This is a genomic window from Halorubrum sp. BV1 (assembly GCF_000746205.1).
Taxonomy (GTDB): Archaea; Halobacteriota; Halobacteria; order Halobacteriales; family Haloferacaceae; genus Halorubrum.
Genome location: NZ_JQKV01000002.1, coordinates 105162 through 118249, shown reverse-complemented (window position 1 = coordinate 118249; position 13088 = coordinate 105162). Strand labels below are relative to the sequence as shown.

Here is a 13088-nt window from a genome sequence, read left to right as displayed (position 1 = left end):
ATGAACCCGGCGGTCCACCTGGACGGCATCACGAAGCGATTCCCCGGGGTCGTCGCGAACGACGACGTTGATCTCACGGTCGAGCGGGGCAGCGTCCACGCCTTGCTCGGCGAGAACGGAGCCGGCAAGACGACGCTGATGAACGTGTTGTACGGCCTCTACGAGCCGACCGAGGGAACCGTCGTTCTCGACGGGGAGCCGCAGTCGTTCGACTCGCCGCGTGACGCCATCGACGCCGGCATCGGCATGATCCACCAGCACTTCATGCTGGTCGACCCGATGACGGTCTGGGAGAACGTCGTCTTAGGCAACGAGCCGAAGACGTGGGGAGGGCTTCGGGTCGACAAGACCGCGGCCCGCGACGCCGTCACCGATCTGAGCGAGCGGTACGGGTTCGACGTGGATCCCGACGCGACGATCGCGGACATCTCCGTCGGCGAACAACAGCGCGTCGAGATCCTGAAGGCGCTGTACCGCGGGGCCGACGTGCTCATCATGGACGAGCCGACCGCGGTGCTCACGCCGCAGGAGGTCGAGGAGCTGTACGGGGTCTTCGAGGAACTCACGGACCAGGGGAAGACGATCATCTTCATCTCGCACAAGCTCGGCGAGGCGCTCTCCGCCGCCGACGACATCACCGTCCTCCGAGACGGACTCAACGTCGGCACCGTCTCGGCCGCGGACGTGACCCGCGAGGACCTCGCGGAGATGATGGTGGGTCGCGAGGTGTTGATGGAGCCCGCGGCGTCTCCACAGCCACCGGGCGACTCGGTGCTCGAAGTGACCGGGCTGTGCGTCGACGACGACCGCGGCGTCGAGGCCGTCTCCGACCTCTCGTTCGAACTCAGGGCCGGCGAGGTGCTCGGCGTCGCCGGCGTCGACGGCAACGGCCAGTCACAGCTCGTCGAGGCCGTCACGGGTCTCCGACGCGCGACCGCGGGTGAGATCCGCTATCTCGGCGAGTCGATCCGGGGGACGACGCGTCGCGAACGGATCGACGGCGGCATGGCGTTCGTTCCGGAGGACAGACACGAGCGCGGGCTGGTGATGTCGTACGACCTCACAGAGAACGGCATTCTCGGGAGCCAACACGACCCGCCGTTCGCACGGGACGGACGACTCGACTGGCGGGCATCGCGCGACCACGCCGAGTCCGTCATCGCGCAGTACGACGTGCGACCGCCGGTCGCGGAGGCGACCGCCGAGTCGCTGTCGGGCGGGAACCAACAGAAGTTCATCGTCGGCCGCGAGTTCGAGCGCGATCCCGACCTCGTCGTCGCGATGCACCCCACCCGCGGCGTCGACATCGGCTCCACGGAGTTCCTCCACGACCGCCTGCTCGAACTGCGCGCCGAGGGGAAGGCCGTGCTCCTCGTCTCCTCGAAGCTCGACGAGGTGCAGGGACTCTCGGATCGGCTCGCGGTGATGCACGGGGGCTCGTTCTCCGGCGTCGTCGACCCGGCGACCGTGACCGAAGAGGAGATCGGCCTCTTGATGGCCGGTGAACGGCTCGACGACGACTCGGTCGAGCGCGCGGCCGTCCACGGCGACGCCGACCCGACGGACGGGGCCCCCGATGCGGATCCGATGGACGAGACCGCGGGCGAGGGGGTGGACGCGTGAGCGACTCCGGTTCCGGCTCCGGAACCGATCCGGACCGGCTGCCGTCGATCGCTCGCCGCGTGCTCGCGCCGTTCGCCGACCGGAGCGTCGCGGAGCGGCTCGTCATAAGCCTCGCGGCGATCCTGCTTTCGATCACCGTCGGGTTCGTCATCGTGCTCGTCTCCGGGCGCGTCGCCGAGTGCAGCACCGCGGCGTGGACGATGCCGGTGACCGGCATGGGATTCTGTTATGACCCGGTCGAGGTGTACGTCATCCTGTTCAACGGCGCGCTCGGGTACCCCTTCGCGGTCGGGGAACCGGGACTCCTGAATCCGAACTGGTCGCCGTTTAACCTCTCGTTCGGTCTGACGCTCTCGGAGACGACGCTTCTCATCTTCACCGGGCTCTCCGTCGCCGTCGCGTTTCGCGCCGGCCTGTTCAACATCGGAACGCAGGGGCAGTTGGTCGTGGGAGCGCTCGCGACCGCACTCACCGTCATCGCGGCTGCCCCGCTGCTGCCCGAGGGGCCGGTCGCCGGGGCCGTCTTGATCCTCGTCGGCACCGCGGCGGGAGCGGTCGGCGGCGGGGTCTGGGGCGCTATCCCGGGGGCGCTGAAGGCGTACGCTGACGCCAACGAGGTGATCACGACGATCATGCTCAACTTCGTGGCGGCGAACGTCGCGTACGTCCTCGTGTTAGAGGTGTTCCGCGCCGAGGGTTCGTCGGTCGTCGCGACGCGGTACGTCCCGGAGCACGCACAGATACGCCCGTGGCTGTTCTCGGCCAGCAGCGACTTCGCGCTCGTGGCGCTCGCCGCCGGCGTCGCCTGCATCGCCGGGCTGTATTATCTGCTCGAACACACGCCGTTCGGGTACGACCTCCGAACGAGCGGGGTACAGGCGGCGGCCGCCGAGTACGGCGGGGTGAACGCGAAGCTCACGACGGTCAGGGCGATGACGCTCTCCGGAGCCATCGGCGGTATCGGCGGATCGGTGTGGGTGCTGATGTCCGAGGGACGCTGGATGGCGTCGGTCCCGGACCTCGGTTTCGACGGGATCACGGTCTCGATCCTCGCGGGGAACAATCCGATCGGCGTGCTGCCGGCGGCGTTCCTCTTCGGCCTGCTGAAGGGCGGTGCCTTGGAGATCGGCTTCCAGACGGACGTGCCGACCGAACTCGTCGGTGTGTTGCGCGGACTCATCATCCTCTTCGTCGCGATGCCGGAGTTCTTCCGGATGGTCGGCCGGTTCGTCGGAATTGGGTCCGGCGGAACCGACGGCGTCGCGTCGACGTCGTCGGAGGCGAACGAGGCCGCCACCGAGGGAGGTGAGACCGATGCGTAACGTGATTCAGTCCGACTACGTGCGGTCGCTCGTCGTCGGAACCCTCGCCGTGCTCGGGTTGCTCGGCGTCGCCGGACTGGCGTTTCCCGCGTCGGTCGCCGGCGACCTCGCCGGGATCGTCTTCTCTGCGAGTACGGCCACGTCGACGGCGCGTCTCGCGGCACCGATCGTGTTGGCCGGACTCGGCGGTATCTTCGCTGAGAAGTCCGGCGTCATCAACATCGGTCTGGAGGGACTGCTCATCATCTCGGCGTTCGCGTCGGTGTACGTCGCGTCGCTCGTCGGGATCGGAAACGCTCTCTTCGGTATCCCGGCGATCTGGGTCGGATTCCTCGCCGGTGTCGCCGCCTCGACGGCGCTCTCCGGCGTCTTCGGGATCGTCTGTATCGAGTTCAAAGCCGACCAGATCATCGCCGGGCTCGCCGTGTGGCTCATCGCGCTGGGGCTCGCGCCGTTCATGTCGACGGTGTTTTTCGGCGGCGTCAACACGCCGAACCTCGGCGCGAACGTCGGCTGGGAGTACTTGACTGCGATGGTCGTGCTCGCGACGCTCGCCTCGTGGTGGACGCTCAACCGCACCGCGTTCGGCAAGCACCTCCGTGCCGCCGGAGAGAACCCGAAGGCGCTCGACACCGTCGGCGTCTCGGTCTCGAAAGTGCGGCACGCCGGAGTGCTTCTGTCCGGCGTGCTCTCGGGCGTCGGCGGGTCGGCGCTGGCGCTGTCGATCGGTCAGTTCGTCGGCTCGGGCGAGACGATGGTCCAGGGGAAGGGGTTCATCGCCATCGTGGCGTACCTGTTCGGCAACTACAACCCGATCGGCACGCTCGGCGCGGGCGTATTGTTCGCCGGCCTCGACGCGGTTCAGGTCCGGCTCCAACAGCTCGGGTACGCCGTCCCCGACACGCTAGTCCAGACGATCCCGTACGTCGTGGTGATCGTCGTGCTCGCCTTAGTCGGCCGGACGCGGATCCCGGAGGCGGCCGGCGAGCACTACGAGACCGAGGAGTGAGCCTAGGGGCGTCGGAATCGTCGCGGGGCGGTCGTGTCGCTGTCGAAGCAACCGAATCGGGAACAAAGAGTTTTGCCACCGGGGCGACCACTCACGTGGTATGAGCATCGACGAGTACGACGTCGTCGTGGCGGGTGCCGGCACCGCCGGCTGTTACGCGGCCGCGACGATCGCGAACGAGGGGCTCGACGTCGTGATCGTCGAGCGGAAGGACGCCGAGGAGGCGGGTCACATCGCCTGCGGCGACGCGCTGAAGGGCGCGGACGCCTTCCCGGAGGCGATCCCGAAATCACAGTTGGAACCGGCCTTTACCAACACCGGCGTCGACCACGGGCGCTTCGAGATCCCACAGGAGGACACCGTTCTCGAGATCCCCGTCCCCGGCGAACTCGCCGTCATCGACCGCTGGGAGTACGGTCGGCGGATCATCGAGGGCGCGGAGAACGCCGGCGTCGACTTCCACTACGACACCGTCATCAACGACGTGGTGCAAGCCGAGGGCGGTCGCGTCACCGGACTGCGAGCCAAACGGAAGGGCGACCAGCGGACGTACGAGGCGGACGTCGTCATCGACGGTGCCGGGTCGCTGTCGCTGCTTCAGGACAAGGCCGACTTCGAGGGGACCACCTTCGACACGAACGTTCGGTACTCGCAGTTCTGTTCGGCGTACCGCGAGATCGTCGAGGTGCCGGAGCCGGTCGAGTGGGACGACGCGCTGGTGTTCAAAGCAACCGACCGCGCGGCGGGCTACCTCTGGTACTTCCCGCGGACCGCGACCGAGATCAACGCCGGGCTCGGCTTCCAGATGAACGAGGAGCCGATGCAACTCGTCGAGGCGCTGAAACGCGATCTCCGGAACCGCCCCGAGTTCGAGGGCGCGGAGGTTCGCGACAAGCTCGGCGCGGCCCTCCCGACCCGCCGCCCGTACGACTCCGCGGTCGCGCCGGGGTACATGGCGGTCGGCGACGCGGCGGGCCACGTCAACCCGACGACCGGGGGCGGCATCGCCGGCGCGGCGTACGCGGGGAAGTACGCCGGCGAGCAGGCGGTGAAGGCGATAAGCGACGGCGACGTGAGCGAGGAGAACCTCTGGCGATACAACACTCGCGTCATGGACCACTTCGGCGGCCGATACGCCGGTCTCGACGTGTACAACGTCCTCTCGACTGCGGTCGACGTCGACGACCTGATGGGACTTCTCGCGGCCTTACCCGGCGAGAAGCTCGCCGAAGCGCTGTACGAGGGGTCGACGTCGATGTCGTTCGGTCTGAAGGTGAAGGCCGCGATCCAGAGCTTCGGCTACTGGGGGACCATCCGGAACTTCTACCAGACGAAGTCGCTCGCGGACGAGTTGCTCGACCACTACGACGGCTATCCGACCAGTCCGGCCGCGATGGCGAACTGGACCAGCGAGCGCGACGCGATCATGGATCGCGTGTACGAGACGACCGGCGCGGACGCGAAGTACTGACCGCGACCGCGACGGCTGGCGGGGCGGTTCTGCTCAGTCCCACGTCACCCACAACAGGAACGCGAGCGCGAGCGTCTGGAGTGCGTGCACAACGACTCCCGCCCGCCACGCGAGCGGCGGCATATCGGTGGCGAACCAGCCGGACAACACCGGGTGAAACGAGTAGATATACACCGAAATCGCGTTCTGTGCGAGCAGGAGCGCACCGAACACCGCCAGCCCGGCGGCGTGTTTCGAGCGTATCGCGAGGTAGTTTCGCGCCCAGATCCATGTGAGCGCGAACAGCATGGCAACGTTGAGCGCGACACTGACCCGCGCGACGTCTATCCAGGGCATCGCGGTAGTCGCCTCCGATACGGGAACCCCGCCTCGGTCGCGGGGGGACCGATCATACCGGTCTGCCTTCTGCGATCTCCTCGACTAAGTCCCAGTGGCGCTGTGTCCCCTCCGTCGGGTAATACACCGTTCCGTAGCCGTCGCCGGTGCGTTTCACCACGTCGTGGTCGCGGAGCACGTCCAAGTGGTGTCGCACCGTCGTGTAGTCCAGGTCGAGCCGGTCTGCGAGCTGATTCGCGTTCCGGGGGCGCTCGTCTATCGCTCGGAGAATCCGGACTCGATTCGGGCCGCCGCGAGTCCCGGTGAGCACGTACCAGAGGACGGCCTCCATACCCGAATAGAAGGGGCTCGTGACGCCTAAACCTACCGCCAATCCAGAAGAACCGGTGTCGGAACATGGGCGGAGTTCGGTTCAGAGTTCCCCCGCTCCGACCCGCCGTATCGCGCCGGCGAGCACGTCGACGCCGACTGCGATGTCGTCTTCGACCACGTCGAACTCGTCCGTGTGGTGCCCGCTTGGGTGGTCCGTCCCGATCCCCACGTAACAGGCGAGTCCGCCGCGGTCTTGCACCCGCTGCATGAGATAGGTGGCGTCCTCGGAGCCGCCGAGGTCGCCGCGATCGAGGATGGACGTGACGCCGTCCGCGTCGGCCGCGACCGCGCCGACGACGTCGGCGAGCGCGCCGTCGCTTTTCGCGCTCGGGGCCTCACCCTTCGTGGCGACCTCCACGTCGCAGTCGTACATCGCGGCGGCGGAAGTGAGGATCCGGTCGGCGTGTTCGGATGCGTAGTCGGCAAGCTCCGTCGTCGCCCCGCGGACCTCCCCCTCGATGTACGACTCCTCCGGGATGACGTTCGTCGCCGTGCCGCCGCCGACGACTCCGGCGTTCACCCGCGTCGGGCCGTCCGCGTGTCGCGGAATTGCATAGAGGTTCTGTACCGCGGCCGCCATCGCCTGCACCGCGTTCCGGCCCGCCTCAGGGCGCGCGCCGGCGTGTGCCGACTCGCCCGTGAACTCCGCGAGGAAGTGGCGGACCGCGAGAAACCCGTCGATCCCGCAGACGACCTCGCCGGAGGGATGGTCGAGGCCGATGTGGACCGCAAAGAGGTGGTCGACGTCGTCGAGGTGGCCGGACTCGGCCATCGGTCGCCCGCCGGCGACCTGTTCTTCGCCGGGCTGAAAGAACACTTTCAGCGTGCCCGCAAACTCGGAGTCGAGCACCGAATCGAGCGTCGCGAGCCCCATCGTCGCGTGGGCGTCGTGCCCGCAGGCGTGCATGTAGCCCTCGTTCTCCGAGCGGAACCCCTCGGCCGCCGGGACGTGGTCGGGTGAATCGGACTCGGCGATCGGAAGCGCGTCGATGTCGACGCGCAGTCCGACCACGGGACCGTCACCGCGCTCTGCGACCGCGACGCAGCCGGTGTATCCGCCGGACAGCTGGTCGACGACATCCGGGTCAGCGCCCGCCTCGCGGGCTCGCACTTCCCACTCGGAGAGTTCGTCGTCGCCGGGAACGTGCATGCGATCGCCGGTCGCGAGCGCGTCGGCCCCGACGTGGAGCGCCGTCAGGTCGCGCTCGCGGAGCGCAGAGACGATTCGAGCGGTCGTGTAGAACTCACACCACGCGGGCTCCGGATGACGGTGGAGGTCGCGGCGGAACGCGCGGTACTCGTTGCTGCCGTGGAGTGGCATATCAACCCGGTCGCGGGGATGGGGCTTAAATTTCAGAGGCGGGTGTCGTCTGCCGCACCTCCGTCAGAAGTCGAACGTCTGCGGCCGGCAGGTCTCCGTCAGGAACTGACCGTTTAGTCTCTGCGGTGTCCGAGCGGCTTCTTTTGGTCGACCTCGACCTCGACGTGGATCGAGTCCGGGAAGTCGCGCGCGACGACGGCGCGCGCGATGTCGTCAGAGCCGTGGATCTCCATCGAGCGCTTGTACACCGAGTAGCTCCACGGCGAGAACTCGTCGCCGGCGCGGAGTTGTTTGTAGAGGGGGACGCGAACCGTCTCGGCCGGCGTGGCGTGCGGGCCCTTACACTCCGCGCCTTTGCGTTCGAGCGTCGCCTTCAGGTCTTGGACGGTCTCTGCGAGCACGTCGCGGTCGCCGGACGCAAACGATAGTTTCGTGACGAAGGTCATGGCTTGGGGTCGTGCGTGTGTGGTGGCCCGAGGAGTAAAAGCGCACCTACCTGTCCGGCGGTCGGGGGCGGTTCCGGGCAATCGAGGGTGGTCTGTGGCGGACTGCAGGGATCCGCACAAAAGTGGGTGTGTTTCGGGGACTGCCCGCCGCGCAGATCCGACGACGACGGCTGAAACGCCCGGTGCGTTGATGAGTCCGACACCCTCTTTAGGGGTGGTTGCTTACCTGACGCTAATGACGGTCGAAGCGACAAGCGCTGGAGCCATCCTCTTCCGCGATACCCGCGGCGAACGGGAGTACTTGCTCCTGAAGAGCCGACCGGGGGACTGGGAGTTCCCCAAAGGCGGGGTCGAGGGGGACGAGGAGCTCCAGCAGACGGCGATACGAGAGGTCTCCGAGGAGGCCGGAATCGAGGATTTCCGGCTGATCGACGGCTTCCGGAAGGAGTACGACTACGTGTTCGAGGCGAACGGTAACACCATCCACAAGACGGTTCACCTGTTCATCGCCCGCTCGTTCGAAGCGAGCGCCGAGATCTCGAACGAACACCGCGACCTGCAGTGGCGCGACTACGACCAGGCGATCAACACGATCACTCAAGACGGTCCCCGTGACATCCTCGAAGACGCACACGAGTACCTCGACGAGCGGAAAGACGAGGAGACGGACGAGTACATCTGAGACGGCGCGATCGGCCGGGGTAAGACGGTCGGTGGACCGAGGACGGCCCCGCCACCCTCACCCGGAGCAGAGCGCCGGCGGAGTCACCGGACGGACCGGTTTTTGTCGATCGGCACTGACCCCCGAGTCGTGACTCCAGACGCCGAGTTCGGCTACGAGCTTCACGTCTGTCGGTACGCTGAACTGGCGTGGCACCCGGGTGACGGCCCGCGGCCGGCGATCGTCTCCCGCCAGCTCGGCACCCGCGAGCGCCGGTGGGACACGGTGGTCATCGAGGTGAATCCGGCGGCGTTCGCGGCACGGCGGGCCTTCGGCGACCGGACCCTCGACTCCGATCTCCTCCACGTCGTCCGGGGCGCGCCCGCCGGGTGGGCGTGGTATCGGGACGCGCTCCCCGATCCCGGCTACCCGTGGCGCTACGTCCGCGAGGCGGTCCACCGCGCTGCCGGCCGGAATCTGATCGAGACGCGGCGAGACGGAAACAGAGTCGAGATCCGTCGGAAGCGACCGTACCCGGACTGGGTTCGACGGATCGTCGCGATCGAGAACAAGCCCGATCTGGACCGGTCCGCCGCCGATCGACTCGCCGACCAACTCGCACACGACGTCGAGACCGCTCTCGCGGACGAGGCCTGGCTCGCGACCGAGACCACGGGCGACCGGATCGAGCGCGCCCTACTGCGCGAGATGCCCGTCGAGGCCGGTGTCCTCGCGACCGACTTCTCTGGGGGGGTCGACGGAGCGAGCGGCGACGTGGCGTGGCACCCGAGCGACCTGTCGCCGACCGGCGGCAGGGAGTCCGACACGGTGACTCGACGATTGGAGATCGCAGAGCGGGCGTACGGGAAGGGGTGGCGGTCGTTTCACGACACGATGCGACCCGACTGCCGTCACTTCGAACTTCGCCGCGAAGACAGGGCGCTCGTTCCGCACTGTGCGGCGAAGTCGACGCTCCCGACCGCGCGGGAGTGTTCGGGGTCGTGTCCGCAGTTCTCACCCGAACCGCCGCAGTGGCGAACGCGGGGCTGGCCGATCGACGGCGGTCCCGGGAAGGGGATTCAGTGGCTTCTGAACCGCCGCCGAGAGCGCGATCGCGACGGAATCGCACGCGGCGACGACGCGGTCGATCGCGGCGGCGCGGAGGAAGACCGGACCCCCGGCGCGCCCGGCCGCGACACCTGACGGAACAGGTCACGCGCGTGCAGATGCGTGATCGATACCCGTGCCAGCGTCTGCGGTTCCCGAACCTGGCGCTCTCCTCGCCGCGAACGTCCGGCGGACCCCCTGAGTGAGCGTCGGGCGGTACGGAGAGAGCACAGGCGCGTCGCCGCTCACGCCAGCGCCGCCCACTCGCCGCCTACGCCAGCGCCGCCGCCAGCTTCTCGACCGGGTGCGGCGGCTCGCCGGCGTCCGCGTCGCGCTCTTTGAGTTGCGTCCGGCAGGAGGCACCGGGGGCGACCACGTCGTCCCCGTCGCTCGCCGCGACCTGCTCGTAGAGCGTCTCACCTATCGCCTTGCTCATCGCGTAGTGTTCCGCCTCGTAGCCGAACGAGCCGGCCATGCCGCAACACGAGGAGTCGAGCGGGTCGACGCCGTAGCCGGCCCGACGGAGCACGCCGACCGCGTGATGGTCCTTCTTCGTCGCCTTCTGATGACAGTGCCCGTGGTACGTGAGCGACTCCGTGGGCGCATCGAGCGCCAACTGCTCGTCGAGGCGGTGGGCGTCGACGTACTCCATGATCCCGTAGGTGTTCTCCGAGACAGTCGCCACGTCGGCGTCGGGAACCGAACTGGCGTCGCCATCGAGCAGGTCGTGATAGTCGGACTGGAGCATGACAGCGTCCGTCGGCTCGACGACGACCACGTCTTTCCCCTCTCGAACGTCGGGGGCGAGCGTCTCGACGGCGTCACGCGCCGTCGCCCGCGACTTCTCCAGCAGTCCCTTCGAGTGCGGCGGCCGACCGCTACCGTCGACGTCCGGAATCTGCACATGACAGTTCGCGGCCTCCAGCACCCGGATTGCGGCCTTGCCGGCACCGGGGTTCGTGTAGGTCGTGTACACGTCGGGGAACAGCAACACTTCGCGGTCGGCCTCGGCGCGCGAGACCCCCGCGCCGCCGCGCGCGTCGAACCAATCGGTGAGGCTCTCTGACCGGAACGCCGGGAGGTCGCGCTCCTTGGCGATTCCGAGGAGCTTCTCGCCGAGCAGCCCCGCGCCGGGAAGCTTGTTCGGGAGGTTCGATAGCGGGGCGAGCTTCGATCCGAGCGGGGCGAGCGACTCGAAGCTTCCGAGCAGCCGGGTGCGGAGGTCGACGCCGTGTTCCTCGTGGTGGGCGTGTTCGACCTCGGCTTTCAGCTTCGCCATGTCGACGCCGCTCGGACAGTCGACCGTACAGCCCTTACAGCCGACACACAGGTCCATCACCTCGGTGACGAACTCGTCGTTCGTGGGGTCCTCCGGAAGCTCCCCGCTCATCGCTCCCCGGAGCATGTTGGCGCGTCCCCGCGTCGCCTGAATCTCCTCCTCGGAGGCGCGGTAGGTCGGGCACATCACGCCGCCGGTCGTCTCCTGTCGCCCCCGACAGCCGCCACAGCCGTGACAGAGTTCGACCATCCCCTGCATCCCGTTGTCGACGGCCCACTCCAGGGCGGGGTCGAACTCGGCGTCGTACTCGTACTCGGAGTCGAACCGCAGGTCCGCGCTCATGTCGTGGTCGCCGCAGACGTTCCCGGGGTTGAGAAGCCAGTCGGGGTCGAACGCGGTCTTCAGCTCGCGGAAGGCGTCCCACAGCTGGTCGCCGTAGAGCTTCCGGTTCCATTGCGTCCGCGCGTGTCCGTCACCGTGCTCGCCCGACACCGACCCGCCGAGCCGGACGACGGCGTCGGTGACCCGGTCCGCGATGTCGACCATCGCGTCCACGTCCTCGACGTTCTTCGTGTTGATCAGCGGGCGGATGTGGAGCACCCCCGGTCCGGCGTGCGCGTAAAACGTCGCGAAGGTGTCGTTGTCCTCGAGGATCTCCTGGAACTCGCGGGTGTACTCGGGGAGGTGCTCCGGAGGGATCGCGCAGTCCTCGATGAAGGAGATGTGCTTTTCGTCGGTGGTGCGCGAGAGCAGGATCGGGAGGCCGGACTTGCGCATCTTCCAGAATCGCTCGCGCTCGTCGGGGTCGTGCGCCTCCATCGCGTCGACGGCGCGGCGCGGCTGGCTCGTCGTCTCCGCCGCCCCAGACCGAGGCGTCTCCACCGTCTCCGGGCCGCCCTCGGCTGCCGGCCCGACGCGGTCGGCGACCAGATCGGCGACTTTCTGTCTTCCCTCCTCGTCGCTCTCGGCGTAGAACTCGACCAGGAGCACGGAGTTCGTCCCGTCCGGCAGCATGTCGACCACGTCGGCGAACTCCGGCGTGTCGGCCGCGAGGCCGAGAAGCACGTCGTCCATCACCTCGACCGCGGACGGGTCGTGTTCGAGGATCGGGGCCACGTCCTCCATCGCGTCGAGCAGGTCGTCGTAGGTGAGAAGCGCGACCGACTTCGTCTCGGGGATCTCGACGAGCGAGACGGTCGCCTCCGTCACCGTCGCGAGCGTGCCCTCGCTGCCGGCCATGAGCCGACCGAGGTTGACGACGCCCTCCTCGCCGTACTCGCCGCGGTACTCCGCGAGCAGCCGGTCGAGATTATACCCGGAGACGTTGCGTTTCATCTCCGGGAACCGCTCGCCTATCTCTGCGGCTTCCTCGTCCAGAATACGGACGATCTCGGCGTGGATCCGGTCGAGGAGGTCGTCGCTGTCGGCGTCGGCGGATTCGCGCAGGTCCGCGACCCGCTCTTCTCCAAAGGTCGTCACGGTGCCGTCCGCGAGCACGACCTCCAGTTCCTCGACGTAGTGGTCTGTCTTCCCGTACTTCAGCGAGTGCGATCCGGTGGAGTTGTTTCCGATCGCGCCGCCGACCGCGGACTTGTCGCGCCACGCCGGGTCGGGCGCGAACTTCAGCCCGTCCGACTTGACGGCTGCGTTGAGGTCGCCGACGTACGCGCCGGCCTGCACGCGGGCGGTCGCCGTGTCGGAATCCGTCTCAATCACGGCGTCCATCTCGCCGGTCAGATCGAGGACGACCGCCTCGTTGACGGTCTGGCCCGCGAGCGACGTGCCGCCGCCGCGCGGGAGCACCGGGATCCCCTCCTCGAAGCAGTACTCGTGGACCGCGGCGACGTCCGCGGTCGACTCGGGGATCACCACGCCGATCGGCGTCACCTCGTACGCCGAGGCGTCGGTCGCGTACAGCCGCTTCGAGTACTCGTCGAACCGTACGTCGCCGTCGACTCGGCGGTCCAGCGCGTCCACGAGGTCCGGCCGATCGACCGACCCCCCGGTGTAATCGAAGTCTCCCCCGTCCCGCGGGTCCGGCGTGTTGGTTGCCATGTGAGACCGTCACGGTCGAACAGTCAAAAACCTCCTGACGTCGGCGAGGATGGCGGTCTCGGTCGCAGCGGGTGACACGATCGCAC

At 68.0% G+C, this 13088-nt stretch carries 11 protein-coding genes; 6 read left to right on the top strand and 5 right to left on the bottom strand.

From position 1 onward, the window contains the following. The 4 genes from EP28_RS05085 to EP28_RS05070 all read left to right on the top strand — a co-directional run bounded on the left by EP28_RS05085 (position 1) and on the right by EP28_RS05070 (position 5425). On the top strand, positions 1 to 1623 hold the full coding sequence (locus tag EP28_RS05085; protein ID WP_049982937.1) for an ABC transporter ATP-binding protein: 1623 nt from the start codon (positions 1 to 3) through the stop codon (positions 1621 to 1623). Continuing rightward, positions 1620 to 2945, top strand: coding sequence for an ABC transporter permease (locus EP28_RS05080; RefSeq protein WP_049982936.1), 1326 nt, complete (start codon positions 1620 to 1622; stop codon positions 2943 to 2945). Before EP28_RS05085 ends, EP28_RS05080 begins: the two co-directional genes overlap by 4 nt. Beyond that, the gene (locus EP28_RS05075) at positions 2938 to 3954 is read left to right on the top strand and encodes an ABC transporter permease (RefSeq protein WP_049982935.1); all 1017 of its coding nucleotides are present in this window, start codon (positions 2938 to 2940) and stop codon (positions 3952 to 3954) included. Before EP28_RS05080 ends, EP28_RS05075 begins: the two co-directional genes overlap by 8 nt. Positions 3955 to 4054: 100 nt before the next feature. Beyond that, positions 4055 to 5425, top strand: coding sequence for a geranylgeranyl reductase family protein (locus tag EP28_RS05070; protein ID WP_049982934.1), 1371 nt, complete (start codon positions 4055 to 4057; stop codon positions 5423 to 5425). Between the two features lie 33 nt (positions 5426 to 5458). On the opposite strand, the gene EP28_RS05065 is transcribed toward EP28_RS05070, so the two are convergent. The 4 genes from EP28_RS05065 to EP28_RS05050 form a co-directional block, all read right to left on the bottom strand. Beyond that, on the bottom strand, positions 5459 to 5761 hold the full coding sequence (locus EP28_RS05065; RefSeq protein WP_049982933.1) for a DUF8036 family membrane protein: 303 nt from the start codon (positions 5759 to 5761) through the stop codon (positions 5459 to 5461). Between the two features lie 52 nt (positions 5762 to 5813). Beyond that, on the bottom strand, positions 5814 to 6092 hold the full coding sequence (locus EP28_RS05060) for a winged helix-turn-helix domain-containing protein (RefSeq protein WP_049982932.1): 279 nt from the start codon (positions 6090 to 6092) through the stop codon (positions 5814 to 5816). Positions 6093 to 6173: 81 nt separating this feature from the next. After that, positions 6174 to 7454 carry an amidohydrolase gene (locus tag EP28_RS05055; RefSeq protein WP_049982931.1) on the bottom strand — a complete coding sequence of 427 codons (1281 nt, stop codon included), beginning with the start codon at positions 7452 to 7454 and terminating at the stop codon, positions 6174 to 6176. A gap of 113 nt (positions 7455 to 7567) precedes the next feature. Continuing rightward, positions 7568 to 7900 carry an uS10/mL48 family ribosomal protein gene (locus tag EP28_RS05050; protein WP_049982930.1) on the bottom strand — a complete coding sequence of 111 codons (333 nt, stop codon included), beginning with the start codon at positions 7898 to 7900 and terminating at the stop codon, positions 7568 to 7570. A 235-nt stretch (positions 7901 to 8135) separates the two neighbouring features. Between EP28_RS05050 and EP28_RS05045 the strand changes: the two genes are divergently transcribed. Further along, positions 8136 to 8582, top strand: coding sequence for a bis(5'-nucleosyl)-tetraphosphatase (locus EP28_RS05045; RefSeq protein ID WP_049982929.1), 447 nt, complete (start codon positions 8136 to 8138; stop codon positions 8580 to 8582). A 129-nt stretch (positions 8583 to 8711) separates the two neighbouring features. Continuing rightward, positions 8712 to 9764 carry a DUF5787 family protein gene (locus EP28_RS05040; RefSeq protein WP_155118435.1) on the top strand — a complete coding sequence of 351 codons (1053 nt, stop codon included), beginning with the start codon at positions 8712 to 8714 and terminating at the stop codon, positions 9762 to 9764. A 175-nt stretch (positions 9765 to 9939) separates the two neighbouring features. On the opposite strand, the gene EP28_RS05035 is transcribed toward EP28_RS05040, so the two are convergent. Continuing rightward, complete coding sequence (locus EP28_RS05035) at positions 9940 to 13002, bottom strand: FAD-binding and (Fe-S)-binding domain-containing protein (protein WP_049982928.1); 3063 nt, start codon at positions 13000 to 13002, stop codon at positions 9940 to 9942. Positions 13003 to 13088 lie beyond the last annotated feature (86 nt).